Annotated in this window: 17 protein-coding genes; 16 read left to right on the top strand and 1 reads right to left on the bottom strand. The window is 45.1% G+C overall.

What is annotated here, in order from left to right; translation table 11 throughout:
* Positions 1–164: 164 nt before the first annotated feature.
* The 5 genes from queA to secF all read left to right on the top strand — a co-directional run bounded on the left by queA (position 165) and on the right by secF (position 5,848).
* Entirely contained in the window at positions 165–1,217 is a 1,053-nt protein-coding gene (gene queA, locus R7P35_RS18710) for a tRNA preQ1(34) S-adenosylmethionine ribosyltransferase-isomerase QueA (RefSeq protein WP_025768859.1), read from the top strand.
* A 147-nt stretch (positions 1,218–1,364) separates the two neighbouring features.
* Positions 1,365–2,501, top strand: a complete 1,137-nt coding sequence (tgt, locus tag R7P35_RS18705; RefSeq protein WP_005381727.1) for a tRNA guanosine(34) transglycosylase Tgt — start codon at positions 1,365–1,367, stop codon at positions 2,499–2,501.
* A 177-nt stretch (positions 2,502–2,678) separates the two neighbouring features.
* Positions 2,679–3,008 (top strand): preprotein translocase subunit YajC, encoded by a 330-nt coding sequence (gene yajC, locus R7P35_RS18700; protein ID WP_005381725.1) that lies wholly within the window; start codon positions 2,679–2,681, stop codon positions 3,006–3,008.
* Between the two features lie 21 nt (positions 3,009–3,029).
* Positions 3,030–4,886, top strand: coding sequence for a protein translocase subunit SecD (gene secD, locus R7P35_RS18695; RefSeq protein ID WP_005381724.1), 1,857 nt, complete (start codon positions 3,030–3,032; stop codon positions 4,884–4,886).
* Between the two features lie 14 nt (positions 4,887–4,900).
* Positions 4,901–5,848, top strand: a complete 948-nt coding sequence (gene secF, locus R7P35_RS18690) for a protein translocase subunit SecF (protein ID WP_025768860.1) — start codon at positions 4,901–4,903, stop codon at positions 5,846–5,848.
* Between the two features lie 209 nt (positions 5,849–6,057).
* On the opposite strand, the gene suhB is transcribed toward secF, so the two are convergent.
* Positions 6,058–6,861 (bottom strand): inositol-1-monophosphatase, encoded by an 804-nt coding sequence (gene suhB / locus R7P35_RS18685; protein WP_005381722.1) that lies wholly within the window; start codon positions 6,859–6,861, stop codon positions 6,058–6,060.
* A 231-nt stretch (positions 6,862–7,092) separates the two neighbouring features.
* Between suhB and trmJ the strand changes: the two genes are divergently transcribed.
* The 11 genes from trmJ to ndk all read left to right on the top strand — a co-directional run bounded on the left by trmJ (position 7,093) and on the right by ndk (position 15,521).
* Positions 7,093–7,812: a tRNA (cytosine(32)/uridine(32)-2'-O)-methyltransferase TrmJ gene (gene trmJ / locus R7P35_RS18680; protein ID WP_115385749.1), complete on the top strand. Its 720-nt coding sequence runs from the start codon at positions 7,093–7,095 to the stop codon at positions 7,810–7,812.
* 125 nt (positions 7,813–7,937) lie between these two features.
* A complete protein-coding gene (gene iscR / locus R7P35_RS18675) occupies positions 7,938–8,444 on the top strand; it encodes a Fe-S cluster assembly transcriptional regulator IscR (RefSeq protein WP_005381720.1) in 507 nt (168 codons plus the stop codon).
* Between the two features lie 28 nt (positions 8,445–8,472).
* Positions 8,473–9,687, top strand: coding sequence for an IscS subfamily cysteine desulfurase (locus R7P35_RS18670; RefSeq protein ID WP_005381719.1), 1,215 nt, complete (start codon positions 8,473–8,475; stop codon positions 9,685–9,687).
* Positions 9,688–9,725: 38 nt separating this feature from the next.
* A complete protein-coding gene (iscU, locus tag R7P35_RS18665) occupies positions 9,726–10,109 on the top strand; it encodes a Fe-S cluster assembly scaffold IscU (RefSeq protein ID WP_005381718.1) in 384 nt (127 codons plus the stop codon).
* 70 nt (positions 10,110–10,179) lie between these two features.
* Positions 10,180–10,503, top strand: coding sequence for an iron-sulfur cluster assembly protein IscA (gene iscA, locus R7P35_RS18660; protein WP_005381717.1), 324 nt, complete (start codon positions 10,180–10,182; stop codon positions 10,501–10,503).
* Between the two features lie 55 nt (positions 10,504–10,558).
* Positions 10,559–11,074 carry a co-chaperone HscB gene (gene hscB, locus R7P35_RS18655; RefSeq protein ID WP_005381716.1) on the top strand — a complete coding sequence of 172 codons (516 nt, stop codon included), beginning with the start codon at positions 10,559–10,561 and terminating at the stop codon, positions 11,072–11,074.
* A gap of 21 nt (positions 11,075–11,095) precedes the next feature.
* Entirely contained in the window at positions 11,096–12,949 is a 1,854-nt protein-coding gene (gene hscA / locus R7P35_RS18650) for a Fe-S protein assembly chaperone HscA (protein WP_017820567.1), read from the top strand.
* Between the two features lie 13 nt (positions 12,950–12,962).
* The gene (gene fdx, locus R7P35_RS18645; protein WP_005381713.1) at positions 12,963–13,301 is read left to right on the top strand and encodes an ISC system 2Fe-2S type ferredoxin; all 339 of its coding nucleotides are present in this window, start codon (positions 12,963–12,965) and stop codon (positions 13,299–13,301) included.
* Positions 13,302–13,345: 44 nt separating this feature from the next.
* Positions 13,346–13,540, top strand: a complete 195-nt coding sequence (gene iscX / locus R7P35_RS18640; protein WP_005381711.1) for a Fe-S cluster assembly protein IscX — start codon at positions 13,346–13,348, stop codon at positions 13,538–13,540.
* A 161-nt stretch (positions 13,541–13,701) separates the two neighbouring features.
* The gene (gene pepB / locus R7P35_RS18635) at positions 13,702–15,000 is read left to right on the top strand and encodes an aminopeptidase PepB (RefSeq protein WP_151514537.1); all 1,299 of its coding nucleotides are present in this window, start codon (positions 13,702–13,704) and stop codon (positions 14,998–15,000) included.
* A 95-nt stretch (positions 15,001–15,095) separates the two neighbouring features.
* A complete protein-coding gene (gene ndk, locus R7P35_RS18630) occupies positions 15,096–15,521 on the top strand; it encodes a nucleoside-diphosphate kinase (protein ID WP_005381702.1) in 426 nt (141 codons plus the stop codon).
* The last annotated feature ends 88 nt before the right edge of the window (positions 15,522–15,609 follow it).

Genomic DNA, 15,609 nt, shown 5'->3' with positions numbered 1-15,609 from the left:
GGCTTTTCACGTTTTATTACACTCTTTACCATGGCTTTTACTGCTATATTCTGGTGATTTGCTTGCTATTGCAGCATGTAAACATATACTAGTCTGCTGCGAAAAACTCGTCGCAATTTTATCGTCGCCTAGACGTGATTTGACCAATAGATAAGACAAGTAACATGCAAGTATCAGATTTCCATTTCGACCTTCCAGATGAACTCATCGCTCGCTACCCTCAACCAGAGCGTACCGCTAGCCGACTGCTGCAAATGGACGGCAATACCGGAGAGCTCATTGATGGCACATTTACTGATGTATTGGGCCAAGTTCAACCCGGTGACTTAGTGGTGTTTAATAATACTCGTGTTATTCCTGCTCGTCTTTTTGGCCGCAAGGAATCGGGCGGTAAATTAGAAGTGCTGGTGGAGCGCATGTTGGATGAGAAAAGCATCCTCGCGCACGTTCGTTGCTCTAAATCACCAAAACCAGGTACAACCATTATTGTTGGCGAGAATGATGAATATTCAGCAGAAATGGTTGCACGCCATGATGCTTTATTTGAACTGAAATTTAGTTCTGATAAGACGGTACTAGAAATTCTGGAAGAAATCGGCCATATGCCGCTTCCTCCTTACATCGACCGTCCAGACGAAGATGCAGATAAAGAGCGTTACCAAACGGTATATAATCAAAAGCCAGGTGCGGTTGCGGCACCGACGGCGGGCCTTCACTTTGATGATGTTCTCTTGGAGAAAATCAAAGCGAAAGGTGCAGAGTTTGCTTACGTTACTTTGCACGTTGGGGCGGGTACATTCCAGCCAGTAAAAGTGGAAAATATCAACGATCACCACATGCATGCCGAGTACGTAGAAGTACCACAAGAAGTCGTCGACGCAATTAAAGCGACGAAAGCGCGTGGCGGACGAATTATTGCTGTTGGTACCACATCTGTGCGTTCACTTGAAAGTGCAGCGCAAGACGCATTGCAAAAAGGGACTGAGCTGGCCCCATTCTTTGGCGATACTGAAATCTTTATTTTCCCTGGTTACGAATATCAGCTAGTGGATTGCTTGATCACAAACTTCCACTTGCCTGAATCAACATTGATCATGTTGGTGAGTGCATTTGCTGGATACGAGAACACCATGAATGCTTACAAACATGCGGTGGAAAACAAATACCGTTTCTTCTCGTATGGCGATTCAATGTTCATCAAGAAGAAAACGGCGTAGTTAAAAATAGATTTACGAGTGCTAGCAGTAAGCTAGGAAATAAAGCATCCATTGCTTTGTCTCTCGCAAGGAAAAGCGACCGCTCCTTAAAGTAGGGTAGAGCCCTAAACACTCAGTCAGACTGTTTCTCTGACACCCGGAGGCATCGTGAAATTAAAATTCGATCTTAAGAAGAAAAACGGCAATGCACGTCGTGGTCAACTGACTTTCGAACGCGGCACTGTTCAAACTCCTGCGTTCATGCCAGTAGGTACTTACGGTACCGTTAAAGGTATGACACCAGAAGAAGTAAAAGGTACTGGTGCAGAAATTCTGCTAGGTAATACGTTCCACCTGTGGCTACGTCCTGGTCAAGAAGTGATGAAAATGCACGGTGACCTGCACGATTTTATGAACTGGCACGGTCCTATTCTTACTGATTCAGGCGGCTTTCAAGTATTCAGCCTTGGTAAGATGCGTACGATCACTGAAGAAGGTGTACATTTTCGTAACCCAGTAAACGGTGACAAGATTTTCATGGACGCAGAAAAGTCGATGGAAATTCAAAAAGACCTGGGCTCTGATATTGTTATGATTTTTGACGAGTGCACGCCATACCCAGCGACACATGATGAAGCGAAGAAATCGATGGAAATGTCATTACGCTGGGCACAGCGTTCACGTGACCACTTCGAGAAGCTAGAAAACCCAAACAACCTATTTGGTATTGTTCAAGGTGGTGTTTACGAAGATTTACGTGATGTGTCGGTAAAAGGTCTAACGGAAATCGGTTTTGACGGTTATGCGGTTGGTGGTTTGGCAGTAGGTGAGCCTAAAGAAGACATGCACCGTATTCTTGAGCATACTTGTCCTCAACTTCCTGAAGACAAACCTCGCTACTTGATGGGCGTAGGTAAGCCAGAAGACTTGGTTGAAGGTGTTCGTCGTGGTATCGACATGTTTGACTGTGTAATGCCAACGCGTAACGCACGTAATGGTCACTTATTTGTGACTGGTGGTGTGATCAAGATCCGTAATGCGAAACATAAAACGGATACAACACCATTGGATCCGCATTGTGACTGTTACACTTGTCAAAACTACAGCAAGTCGTACCTTCACCATTTAGAGCGTTGTAATGAAATCTTAGGCGCTCGCTTGAATACAATCCATAACCTGCGTTACTACCAGCGTCTGATGGAAAGCATTCGTAAAGCAATTGATGAAGATCGCTTCGATGAATTTGTTACTGAGTTCTATGAGCGTCGTGGCCGTGAAGTGCCACCACTAGCAAAAGAGCAGTAATTGAAAAACTAAAAGAATTAAAGCCTTTGGCATGTCGCCAGAGGCTTTTGCTAATAAAGTAGGCTAACGCACGTTATTTTTGAGAGAGCGATCTCTATTAGTTACTCTCAGACTTGAATCTAAAATGCGAAAGCCCAATTTGTTTGATTATCAATAAAATATAATGAGGATGTTTTAATGTTTATTTCTCAGGCTCACGCAGCAGCAGAAGGCGCGCCAGCAGGCGGTGGTTTTGAAATGCTAATCATGCTTGGCATGTTCGCAGTGATCTTTTACTTCATGATTTACCGCCCACAAGCGAAACGCGTAAAAGAACACAAAAACCTAATGGCTTCTATGGGCAAAGGCGACGAAGTTTTAACTAGCGGTGGCCTAGTGGGTAAAATCACTAAGATTGCTGAAGACAATGACTACATTTCAATTGAGCTTAACGCGAACAATGAAGTAGTAATCAAGAAAGACTTCATCACTGCAGTGCTACCAAAAGGTACGCTTAAGTCTCTATAAAACAGCTAAAGGATCCTCGCTGTGCTAAACCGTTATCCATTATGGAAGTACTTGATGGTGCTTTTTGCCATCATCACCGCTGCGTTATACGCACTTCCAAATATCTACGGTGAAGATCCGGCTATTCAAGTTACAGGGGCGCGTGGCGCCTCTGTAGATATGTCAACGCTGGATGCTGTCACTACTGCTCTTAACAAAGAGCAACTTTCTCATAAATCCATTGCTCTCGAAGATGGATCAATTCTTGTTCGTTTTAACGACACTGACACACAAATCAGTGCTCGTGATGTCATCAGCGAAGCGCTAGGCAAAGACACAATTGTTGCACTTAACCTTGCACCTTCTACACCCGATTGGCTAGAAGCGATTGGCGCGTCACCATTGAAGCTAGGTCTTGACCTTCGCGGTGGTGTTCACTTCTTAATGGAAGTGGATATGGATGCAGCGATGGAAAAGCTTGTTGGTCAACAAGAAGAAGCTTTCCGTAGCGAACTTCGTGACGCCAAGATTCGTTACCGTGCAATCCGCCCTTCTGGAAAAGAAGCGGTAGAAGTGTTGTTGCGTAACGAAGAGCAATTAGCAGAAGCGAAAGCAACGCTAGAAAAGAATCACCCGGACATGATTTTTGTCGATTCTGATTCAAATGGCCGTTACGCTCTTACTGCAACCTTTACTGAGCAACGTTTACAAGAGATCCGTAACTATGCTGTTGAGCAAAACATTACGATTTTACGTAATCGTGTCAACGAACTAGGTGTTGCGGAACCATTGGTTCAACGTCAAGGTGCTAGTCGCATTGTGGTTGAACTGCCTGGTGTTCAAGACACTGCTCGTGCAAAAGAAATTCTCGGAGCTACGGCAACGCTTGAATTCCGTGAAGTTGATGATAAAGCTGACCTATCGGCAGCGGCAAATGGTCGTGCGCCAGCAGGTAGTGAAATCAAGATGGACCGTGATGGTCGCCCAGTTGTGCTTAAGAAGCGCGTTATTCTTGGCGGTCAAAGCATCACAGATGCAAGCTCAAGTGTTGATGAATATGGTCGTCCACAAGTTAACATCTCGCTAGACAGCGAAGGTGGTAATAAGATGTCTGCGTTCTCTAAGAAGAACATTGGTAAGCTAATGGCTACCGTGTTTGCAGAATACAAAGACAGTGGCCGTCGTACGCCTGAAGGCAAAGTTATTCTGGATAAGCATGAAGAAGTCATCAACCAAGCAACGATTCAATCGGCTCTTGGTCGTAACTTCCGTATCACAGGTATCGACTCTGCTGCAGAAGCACACAACCTAGCACTTTTACTACGTGCTGGTGCACTGATTGCACCTATCTCTATCGTTGAAGAACGTACCATTGGTCCATCAATGGGCCAGCAAAACATCGATATGGGTATCCAAGCATGTATCTGGGGTATGGTTGCCGTAATGCTATTTACGCTGCTTTACTACCGCGGCTTTGGTTTGATTGCAAACATCGCTCTAATGGCAAACTTGGTGCTTATCATTGGTGTTATGTCGATGATTCCAGGCGCTACCATGACGCTTCCGGGGATAGCCGGTATCGTGTTAACAGTCGGTATGGCGGTTGATGCGAACGTACTGATCTTCGAGCGTATCCGTGAAGAAATTCGTGATGGACGTAGTCCACAACAAGCGATTCACCAAGGTTATGCGAATGCATTCAGCACGATTGCTGATGCGAACATCACAACACTAATTACTGCAATCATTCTATTTGCGGTCGGTACAGGTGCGGTGAAAGGTTTCGCAGTTACTCTATCTATCGGTATCTTAACTTCAATGTTCACCGCCATTATTGGTACACGTTGTATCGTGAACCTGATCTACGGTGGCAAACGCGTTGATAAATTGTCGATCTAAGGCTGGGAATTAATATGTTTCAAATTCTAAAAGCAGAGAAGACGATCGGCTTTATGCGTTGGTCGAAAGTAGCATTCGTTTTTTCAATTATAATGATTGCTGCTTCTATCTTCACTTTGTCAACCAAGTGGCTTAATTGGGGTCTAGATTTCACTGGCGGTACGCTTATCGAGGTAGGTTTTGAACAGCCAGCAAACCTTGAAGAGATTCGTGCAGCACTAGATTCAAAAGGCTTTGGCGATGCGACAGTACAAAACTTCGGTAGTGCTCGTGAAGTCATGGTTCGTCTTCGTCCACGTGATGACGTTTCTGGTGAAACGCTAGGTAACCAAATCATTGGTGCTATCAAAGATGGTACTGGCGAAAGCGTAGAAATGCGTCGTATTGAGTTCGTAGGTCCCAACGTTGGTGATGAGCTAACAGAAGCTGGTGGTCTAGCGATCTTGGTATCGCTGATCTGTATCCTGCTTTATGTATCGATGCGATTTGAATGGCGTCTAGCGGCTGGTGCGGTAATGGCATTGGCTCACGATATTATTATCACGCTAGGTGTCTTCTCGTTTCTACAAATTGAAGTTGACCTGACCATCGTAGCTGCGCTACTGACGGTTGTGGGCTACTCACTCAACGATACCATCGTTGTATTTGACCGGATTCGTGAAAACTTCCGTAAGATGCGTAAGGGCGAACCTTCAGACATTATGGACGCCTCAATCACTCAAACGTTGAGCCGTACATTGATTACATCTGGTACGACGTTGTTCGTGGTAATTGCACTGTTCATGCAGGGTGGTGCTATGATTCACGGCTTTGCAACCGCACTTTTACTCGGTATCACTGTAGGTACTTACTCTTCTATCTACGTAGCATCAGCACTGGCTCTAAGACTGGGTATCCAGAAAGAGCACTTGATGCCACCTCAAGTAGAAAAAGAAGGTGCAGAGTTCGACGAAATGCCATAAGGCAGATTGAGAACCGAAAACAAAAACCGCTGAGCAATCAGCGGTTTTTTTGTATCTGAATAGAGTCGTGAGCTTGTAGAGCCTCTCTGTATGAAGAGCCTTCAGCTACAGCTAAGTCGATACGAAGCAGTAGATACAAAAAAGCCCTGCTCAATGAGCGGGGCTTTCTAAAGTCATCAGCGTGACGGGCTATATATGACTTTCAAATATTACTTAAGGATCGCGCTGTTACCGTTTTCGCGAATGTGCTTAAGGATAGATTTTACGCCACGAGCGCTTGAAGCAACGATGTTACCAGACTTCATGTAGTCAGTGCCGCCAGCAAAGTCTGTTAGGATTGCGCCAGCTTCACGAGCAATAAGCTCACCTGCTGCCATATCCCAAGGTTTTAGGCCTAGCTCGAAGTAACCATCAACACGGCCAGCAGCCACGTAACAAAGGTCTAGAGCAGCAGAGCCGCTACGACGGAAATCAGCACACTCAGTGAAAAGCGCACCAACGATCTTGATGTAAGACTCAGCGTGTTGTTTCTGCTTGAATGGGAAGCCTGTTGCTAGAACAGTACCTTGAAGGTCTTTTAGTTGAGCAACACGAATACGTGCACTGTTTAGTTGAGCGCCGGCACCGCGTTGTGCAGTGAATAGCTCGTTTTGCATTGGATCGTAAACACAAGCAACTTCAGTTTTACCCTTAATACGAACAGCGATAGAAACCGCGAAAGTTGGGTAACCTTTTACAAAGTTAGTGGTGCCATCCAGTGGGTCGATGATCCATTGTACGTCTTTATCTTTACCTTCGATAAGACCTTGTTCTTCAGCAACGATACAGTGCTCAGGGTAAGACTGCTTGATAGTATCGATGATGATGTATTCTGCTTCTTTGTCTACGTTAGTGACAAAGTCATTAGTGCCTTTAAGAGTAGATTCTACTTTATCAGTGTTTTCTAATGATTTAGCAATATGATTGCCAGCCTTTCGCGCAGCGCGAATAGCAATGTTTAGCATTGGATGCATACGAATTTCCCAACGGATGTTAAAGAACAAATGAAAGCGGCGGCGAGTATACCAGAGATAATTAAAAAGGGAAGTGGTTATTTTTTGTTCTAAATGCGACTGGTTGAGTGTACAGAGCATACTGCGGACGAGAACAATAACCAAGAATGAGAAGAGAGGTCTGCTTGCCTCTAGGGTGTCTTAAAAAACTATGATAACATTCTGCGGTTTTAATTTAGGTAGCAAACACAGATGTTGGATCAAGTAAAAATTGTACTCGTAGGTACCTCTCATTCAGGCAATATTGGCTCAGCAGCTCGAGCAATGAAAGTGATGGGTTTAAACCAACTAGTATTAGTCGATCCACAATGTGAAGTGGATGAACAAACTTTTGCTTTAGCTGCGGGTGCTGGTGATATTGCTCAAAATGCAAAGATTGTCGGCACATTAGAAGAAGCGGTTGAAGATTGTGGCCTTGTTGTGGGTTCTAGCGCCCGCTCTCGTACATTAGAATGGCCAATGCTCGAGCCACGTGAATGCGGTGAGAAATTTGCAGTTGAAGGCCGAAAGCATCCGGTTGCGCTCGTGTTTGGCCGAGAAAGAACTGGTTTGACAAACGAAGAGCTACAAAAGTGCCACTACCATGTTTGTATTCCCGCTAATCCTGAGTACAGCTCGCTTAACCTAGCGATGGCTGTACAAACTCTCAGTTACGAAGTGCGAGTTGCACACTTGAACTTAGAGCAAAGCCAGTTTTCCCCAAATGAATCGGAAGAATACCCGCGTCATCGAGAACTTGAAATGTTCTTCGAGCATCTTGAAAAGGTGATGGTTGAGACCCAGTTTATTAACAAAGAGCAACCTGGACAGGTGATGAATAAGTTGCGTCGTTTGTTCTCTCGAGCTCGACCAGAAACCCAAGAACTTAATATTCTACGAGGCGTTTTGACTTCGATAGAAAAGAAGTTCTGAGTGAATAATAACCACTTTAGGTGTAAGGATGAATACCTGAGTAAAATGGTCAAATAAATACTTGACCAAATTACTCAGGTATGGAAAAATCTTAACCATTACAAACCATGTGGATACGGTGTGGTATGAAACTTACATCTAAAGGAAGATATGCGGTGACAGCCATGCTGGATGTGGCACTGCATTCGCAACAAAACCCTGTACCTCTGGCTGATATTTCAGAGCGTCAAGGGATCTCGCTCTCTTACTTAGAGCAGCTATTTTCAAAATTGCGTAAAGCAGGTCTCGTTGCCAGCGTTCGTGGTCCTGGTGGTGGTTACCGACTTGGTGCCGACGCTCACAGTATCGCTATTGGTACCGTGATTGCTGCCGTTGATGAGTCAGTAGATGCAACCAAATGCCAAGGTAAAGGAGATTGCCAAGGTGGAACACGTTGCCTTACTCACACGCTGTGGCGTGACCTAAGCTCTCGCATTAGTGACTTTTTGAATAACATCACTCTTGGTGAGTTGATGACAGACAATGAAGTACTCGAAATTTCTGATCGTCAGGACATTGATCTGGCGGTAACCCATGGGCTATCAAACAAAAATACAACCGCCGCGCCCATCGGTGTAAACGTCCGCTCTTAGCGGTCAGCTTTTTACATTGGAGTAGAGAATGAAACTGCCGATTTATCTTGATTATTCCGCTACATGTCCAGTTGATCCACGTGTTGCTGAAAAAATGGTTCAGTACATGACAATGGATGGCACATTTGGCAACCCAGCGTCACGTTCGCACCGTTACGGCTGGCAGGCAGAAGAAGCGGTCGATACTGCTCGTGAGCAAATTGCTGACCTTCTAAATGCAGATCCTCGCGAAATCGTATTTACATCTGGTGCGACAGAATCAGACAACCTTGCGATTAAAGGTGCAGCGCACTTTTACTCGAAGAAAGGCAAGCACGTAATCACTTGTAAAACAGAGCACAAAGCCGTTCTTGACCCATGTCGTCAACTTGAGCGTGAAGGCTTTGAAGTGACTTACCTTGAGCCAGAATCAAATGGCTTGATCGATCTAGAGAAGCTTAGAGCAGCCATGCGTGATGACACCGTGCTTGTGTCTATTATGCATGTAAACAACGAGATTGGTGTGGTTCAAGACATTACAGCGATCGGCGAACTGTGCCGTGAGCGTAAAATTGTTTTCCACGTGGACGCTGCGCAATCTGCAGGTAAATTACCAATCGACGTTCAAGAGATGAAAGTTGATCTAATTTCACTTTCTGCTCACAAAGTATACGGCCCTAAAGGTATCGGTGCACTTTACGTACGTCGTAAGCCTCGTATTCGTCTTGAAGCGCAAATGCACGGTGGCGGTCATGAGCGTGGTTTCCGCTCTGGTACACTACCTACTCACCAAATCGTAGGTATGGGTGAAGCATTCCGCATTGCAAAAGAAGACATGCAAAAAGATTACGATCATGCTTTAGCGCTTCGTAACCGTCTTTTTGATGGCGTGAAAGACTTAGAAGCAGTGACGGTAAACGGTGACTTTGAGCAGCGTGTACCACACAACCTAAACATCAGTTTCGCATTCGTAGAAGGTGAATCACTATTAATGTCGCTTAAAGATCTAGCGGTATCTTCTGGTAGTGCTTGTACGTCTGCAAGCCTTGAGCCTTCTTACGTTCTTCGTGCCCTAGGCATGGATGACGAATTGGCTCACAGCTCGGTTCGTTTCTCGTTTGGTCGTTTCACGACTGAAGAAGAAATTGATTACGCAATTGAACAAATCCGCGTTGCAGTGACTAAGCTACGCGACATGTCTCCTCTATGGGATATGTACAAAGAAGGGATTGATTTGAGCACTGTTGAATGGGCTCACCATTAATCTCAGGGATTGAAATAGAGGATTCGAGGTAATTTATCATGGCATACAGCGAAAAAGTAATTGATCACTACGAGAACCCACGTAACGTTGGTTCATTCGATAAAGAAGATCCATCAGTAGGTAGCGGCATGGTTGGCGCTCCTGCGTGTGGTGACGTAATGAAGCTTCAAATCAAAGTGACACCTGAAGGTATCATCGAAGATGCGAAGTTCAAAACATACGGTTGTGGTAGTGCAATCGCATCAAGCTCACTAGTAACTGAGTGGGTAAAAGGTAAGTCAGTTGATGAAGCGGCAGCAATTAAAAACTCTGAGATTGCTGAAGAGCTAGAGCTTCCACCAGTGAAAGTTCACTGTTCTATTCTTGCTGAAGATGCAATCAAAGCAGCGGTTGCTGACTACAAGAAAAAACACCAAGAATAATTATTCCGTAATATAATGGGAGCTTTGACGCTCCCATTCCAATCGAAATTTAGACAGACTAAGGTGCAGTATGGCCATCACAATGACAGAATCAGCGGCAAGTCGCGTAAGAGCATTCCTAGATAACCGAGGCAAAGGTATCGGTTTACGTCTTGGAGTGAAGACGACTGGCTGTTCCGGCATGGCATACGTACTTGAGTTTGTTGATGAGCTCAATGAAGAAGACGAAGTATTTGAACTCTCTGGAGTGAAAATTATCATCGATCAAAAGAGCTTAGTGTACCTAGATGGTACTGAATTGGATTACGTGAAAGAAGGGTTGAATGAAGGTTTTGAATTCAACAACCCTAACGCGAAAAGTGAATGTGGTTGTGGTGAAAGCTTCAACGTCTAATTGATTGTCCTTCTGGGCAAACGAGTCCGGAAGGCTTTACTAGGACCCGAACTTAATGAATCACTTTGAATTATTTGGGCTACCAAGTCAGTTTAAGCTGGATGGTAGCCTTCTTTCTTCTCAGTTCCGAGAACTACAAAAACGCTTCCACCCGGATAACTTTGCAACGGGCTCAGAACGTGACCGTTTGATGGCGGTGCAAAAGGCGGCGCAAATCAACGATGCCTATCAAGTTCTGAAAAATCCTATTTCTCGCGCCGAGTATATCCTCGCAGAGCAAGGTGTTGAGATCCGAGGTGAACAGCAAACAATGCAAGATCCGATGTTCTTAATGGAGCAAATGGAACTGCGCGAAGAACTGGAAGAGATTGCTGACAAGTCCGATCCTGAATCGGCGCTTTTTGACTTCGACTCTAAGGTCAGCAAAATGTACAAACAGCATCTGGCAAGCGTCGAGCAAGAGCTTGATGATGGTCTATGGACTGAAGCCGCAGACCGAGTTCGTAAGCTAAAATTCATTGCCAAACTAAAGAACGAAATTGAGCTAGTCGAAGACAAACTCCTCGGCTAGTAAGCGTGACAAGGACCTATCATGGCACTACTTCAAATCGCAGAACCGGGCCAAAGCTCGGCACCTCATGAGCATAAGTTAGCAGCGGGTATCGACTTAGGTACTACCAACTCTTTGGTTGCTTCTGTACGTAGCGGCGATGCAACTCCACTTGCGGACGAGCAGGGCCGTACTATTTTACCTTCAGTCGTTAATTACGCTGAGGAAACGTTAACGGTCGGCCACGAAGCCAAAGCCAAAGCAGAGTTTGAACCAGAGAACACGATTATCTCTGTAAAACGTTTGATCGGTCGTTCATTAAAGGACATTCAGTCCCGTTACTCTTCACTTCCTTATCGTTTTAAAGAGAGTGAAAACGGCCTGCCAATTCTGCAAACACCTCAAGGTGACAAAAACCCGATTGAAGTATCTGCGGACATCCTAAAAGTATTGGGTAAGCGAGCTGAAGATACGTTAGGTGGTGAGTTAGCTGGTGTAGTTATTACCGTTCCTGCTTACTTTGATGACGCGCAACGTGCAGGTACAAAAGATGCGGCGAAATTAGCTGGTCTTCATGTTCTCCGTCTACTTAACGAACCAACCGCTGCGGCAATTGCTTATGGCCTAGACTCTGGTCAAGAAGGTGTGATTGCGGTTTACGATCTAGGTGGCGGTACTTTTGATATCTCTATCCTACGTTTATCGAAAGGCGTATTTGAAGTATTAGCAACAGGTGGCGATTCTGCATTAGGCGGTGACGACTTCGACCATCTATTTGCCGATTATTTAATGGAGCAAGCGGGTCTAGAAGCGCCGCTTTCTGCAGAAAAGAACCGTACACTTTTGAACATTGCTACTGAAGCTAAGATTGCTTTCTCTGAGCAAGACAGTGTTGACGTTGACGTTTTTGGCTGGAAAGGCACCGTGACTCGCGAGCAGTTCGAAGATCTGATTCGTCCGCTAGTGAAGAAAACACTGATGTCTTGTCGTCGCGCATTAAAAGATGCGGATGTCGACGCAGATGAAGTACTCGAGGTCGTCATGGTTGGCGGCTCAACCCGTACATTGTTGGTTCGTGAAATGGTAGGCGAGTTTTTTGGTCGCACACCTCTGACAAGCATTAACCCAGATGAAGTTGTTGCAATCGGTGCGGGTATTCAAGCTGATATCCTAGCGGGTAACAAACCTGACTCTGAAATGTTGCTTCTTGATGTGATTCCACTGTCGCTCGGTATTGAAACCATGGGTGGTTTGGTCGAGAAGATCATCCCCCGCAACACTACGATTCCCGTTGCGCGTGCGCAAGAATTTACCACATTCAAAGATGGCCAAACGGCGATGAGTGTTCATGTGGTACAAGGTGAACGTGAAATGGTTGATGACTGTCGTTCACTTGCTCGCTTCTCGTTAAAAGGTATTCCTCCGATGGCAGCGGGTGCGGCACATATTCGCGTGACTTACCAAGTTGACGCAGATGGCCTTCTTTCTGTTACGGCAATGGAGAAGAGCACTGGTGTTCAATCAGAGATTCAAGTAAAACCTTCTTACGGCTTAAGTGACAATGAAGTGGCGGATATGTTGCGTGATTCAATGACGCACGCAAAAGAAGACATGCAAGCTCGTGCCTTAGCTGAGCAGCGTGTTGAAGCCGACCGAGTGATAGAAGGTTTGATTGCAGCGATGCAAGCTGATGGTGATGACTTACTATCAGAACAAGAGAAACAAAACTTGATTAAAGCCATCGAAGCCTTGATTGAGCTGCGTAATGGTGATGATGCAGATGCGATAGAGCAAGGCATTAAAGATACCGATAAAGCGAGCCAAGATTTCGCATCACGCCGTATGGATAAATCGATTCGAGCTGCGTTGTCAGGTCAATCAGTAGACGATATATAAGAGATAAGTAGTTATGCCTAAGATTATTGTATTACCACACGACGATTTGTGCCCAGAAGGTGCAGTGTTGGAAGCAAACTCTGGTGACACCGTTCTAGACGTAGCGCTAAAAAACGGTATCGGTATTGAACATGCGTGTGAGAAGTCATGTGCGTGTACTACCTGCCACGTAATCATCCGTGAAGGTTTTGATTCACTCGAAGAAAGTGAAGAACTAGAAGACGACATGCTAGATAAAGCGTGGGGTCTAGAGCCTGAGTCACGCCTAGGGTGTCAGGCGAGAATTGCTGATGAAGACTTGGTAGTAGAAATTCCTAAATACACACTCAACCACGCTTCAGAAGATCACTAAAACTATCTCCCCAATATAGGGAAGAAGCAAAAGGAAGATGAGCAATGAAATGGACAGATTCTCGCGATATCGCGATTGAACTTTGTGACAAGTTTCCAGATGTCGATCCAAAAACAGTGCGTTTTACCGATCTTCATCAATGGATCATGGAGTTAGATGAGTTTGACGATGAGCCAAACCGTTCTAATGAAAAGATTCTAGAAGCCGTTATCATGTGCTGGATGGACGAAGCGGACTAAGTCTGTAAAACACAGCCTAGTTAACAATTCTTACTAAAAAAAGCGGACCTTTAGGTCCGTTTTTTTATCCAATTGACATTTTTGCCCTACATAATGCTAACATCCGTGAGTTATTAAAAAGAAGCAGCGTAGGCAACGCTGCTATAAGACAAGGAGAAACCATGTCTACACAGATGTCTGTATTTTTAAGTCAAGAGTCGGCAGCACCACATTGGGGTGAAAAAGCACTGCTTTCATTCGCTGAAAACGGCGCAACTATTCACTTAGGTGAAGGTCATGATCTCGGCGCAATTCAACGTGCAGCTCGTCAGCTAGATGGCCAAGGAATTCGTTCTATTTTTCTTTCTGGTGATAACTGGGATCTAGAGAGCGTATGGGCTTTCCACCAAGGGTTCCGTAACCCTAAAAAACATGGCTCAGTTGAGTGGGCAGCATTGTCTGATGAAGATCAAGCAGAGCTTCAAGCTCGTATTACTTCGACTGATTTTACCCGCGATATTATCAACAAAACGGCAGAAGAAGTTGCTCCTCGTCAGCTAGCGACAATGGCTGCTGAATTCATCAAATCTGTTGCGCCGAAAGGCACGGTGACAGCACGTATCGTCAAAGACAAAGACTTGTTGGCAGAAGGTTGGGAAGGTATTTACGCAGTAGGCCGTGGTTCTGAGCGTACTTCTGCGATGCTTCAGTTAGACTACAACCCAACTGGTGACGAAAACGCACCTGTATTCGCATGTCTTGTGGGTAAAGGCATCACCTTTGATTCCGGTGGTTACAGCTTGAAGCCTTCTACCTTCATGAGTGCAATGAAAGCAGATATGGGTGGCTCGGGTACTATCACTGGTGGCCTAGGATTAGCTATCTTGCGCGGTTTAAACAAGCGCGTAAAACTGATCTTGTGTTGTGCTGAGAACATGGTTTCTGGCCGTGCCCTTAAGCTTGGCGACATCATCACTTACAAAAACGGCAAAACCGTTGAGATTATGAATACCGACGCGGAAGGTCGCTTGGTGCTTGCAGACGGTCTTATCTACGCCAGTGAGCAAAAGCCTGAGTTAATCATTGACTGCGCGACGCTAACAGGCGCAGCGAAGAATGCGTTAGGTAACGATTACCATGCGCTAATGAGCTTTGATGATGAGCTATCGCATCAAGCGCTTACGGCGGCAAGCCAGGAAAAAGAAGGCTTGTGGCCGCTACCACTTGCTGATTTCCATCGAGAAATGCTGCCATCTAATTTTGCCGATTTATCGAATATCAGCTCTGGTGATTATTCTCCAGGTGCAAGTACTGCAGCTGCATTCTTGTCTTACTTCGTTGAGGACTACAAAAAAGGCTGGTTACATTTCGACTGTGCGGGTACGTATCGTAAAGCCGCTTCTGATAAATGGGCTGCGGGAGCAACGGGTATGGGTGTTCGTACACTTGCTCGTTTCCTCAATGAGCAAGCTGGAAAATAAGATTGATTGCAGCACTCTCTTGTTTGAGTGCTGCTCTTACCCAGTAAGTCACTTTAAAAGCACAACTATTATTACAAGTACAGAAAGGAAATTTTATGGCTCTAGAAAGAACATTTTCAATCATTAAGCCTGATGCTGTAGAGCGAAATCTAATTGGTGAAATCTACAATCGTATTGAAAAGGCTGGCCTACGTATAATCGCTGCCAAAATGGTTCACCTGACAGAAGATCAGGCAAGTGGCTTTTATGCAGAGCATGAAGGTAAAGAGTTTTTCCCTCCTCTAAAAGAGTTCATGACATCTGGTCCTATTATGGTTCAGGTATTGGAAGGCGAAAATGCGATTGCACGTTACCGCGAGCTAATGGGTAAAACCAACCCAGAGGACGCGGCATGTGGCACTTTGCGTGCTGATTACGCACTCAGCATGCGTCACAATTCAGTTCATGGTTCAGATAGCCCTGAGTCTGCCGCTCGTGAAATTGAGTTTTTCTTCCCTGAATCAGAAGTTTTCTCTCGCTAACTCGTTCATGCATCACTTTTGCGTGATGATCTAGTTCGTAATAACCTCGGAATTGTCCGAGGTTTTTTATTCCGCATTCTCCATTTCA

Source organism: Vibrio sp. Vb0304 (assembly GCF_033338995.1).
GTDB classification, from domain to species: Bacteria; Pseudomonadota; Gammaproteobacteria; order Enterobacterales; family Vibrionaceae; genus Vibrio; species Vibrio alginolyticus.
Note: the sequence above shows the minus strand (reverse complement) of the source record. Positions and strands in the feature narration are given on the sequence as shown.

Excerpts from the sequence above, each read along its gene's own strand:
- yajC (WP_005381725.1), top strand. The coding sequence starts at position 2,679 with ATGTTTATTTCTCAGGCTCACGCAGCAGCAGAAGGCGCGCCAGCAGGC.
- suhB (WP_005381722.1), bottom strand. The coding sequence starts at position 6,861 with ATGCATCCAATGCTAAACATTGCTATTCGCGCTGCGCGAAAGGCTGGC.
- R7P35_RS18670 (WP_005381719.1), top strand. The coding sequence starts at position 8,473 with ATGAAACTGCCGATTTATCTTGATTATTCCGCTACATGTCCAGTTGAT.
- queA (WP_025768859.1), top strand. The coding sequence starts at position 165 with ATGCAAGTATCAGATTTCCATTTCGACCTTCCAGATGAACTCATCGCT.
- hscB (WP_005381716.1), top strand. The coding sequence starts at position 10,559 with ATGAATCACTTTGAATTATTTGGGCTACCAAGTCAGTTTAAGCTGGAT.
- iscR (WP_005381720.1), top strand. The coding sequence starts at position 7,938 with ATGAAACTTACATCTAAAGGAAGATATGCGGTGACAGCCATGCTGGAT.
- hscA (WP_017820567.1), top strand. The coding sequence starts at position 11,096 with ATGGCACTACTTCAAATCGCAGAACCGGGCCAAAGCTCGGCACCTCAT.
- ndk (WP_005381702.1), top strand. The coding sequence starts at position 15,096 with ATGGCTCTAGAAAGAACATTTTCAATCATTAAGCCTGATGCTGTAGAG.
- iscX (WP_005381711.1), top strand. The coding sequence starts at position 13,346 with ATGAAATGGACAGATTCTCGCGATATCGCGATTGAACTTTGTGACAAG.
- secF (WP_025768860.1), top strand. The coding sequence starts at position 4,901 with ATGTTTCAAATTCTAAAAGCAGAGAAGACGATCGGCTTTATGCGTTGG.
- trmJ (WP_115385749.1), top strand. The coding sequence starts at position 7,093 with ATGTTGGATCAAGTAAAAATTGTACTCGTAGGTACCTCTCATTCAGGC.
- pepB (WP_151514537.1), top strand. The coding sequence starts at position 13,702 with ATGTCTACACAGATGTCTGTATTTTTAAGTCAAGAGTCGGCAGCACCA.
- fdx (WP_005381713.1), top strand. The coding sequence starts at position 12,963 with ATGCCTAAGATTATTGTATTACCACACGACGATTTGTGCCCAGAAGGT.
- iscU (WP_005381718.1), top strand. The coding sequence starts at position 9,726 with ATGGCATACAGCGAAAAAGTAATTGATCACTACGAGAACCCACGTAAC.
- iscA (WP_005381717.1), top strand. The coding sequence starts at position 10,180 with ATGGCCATCACAATGACAGAATCAGCGGCAAGTCGCGTAAGAGCATTC.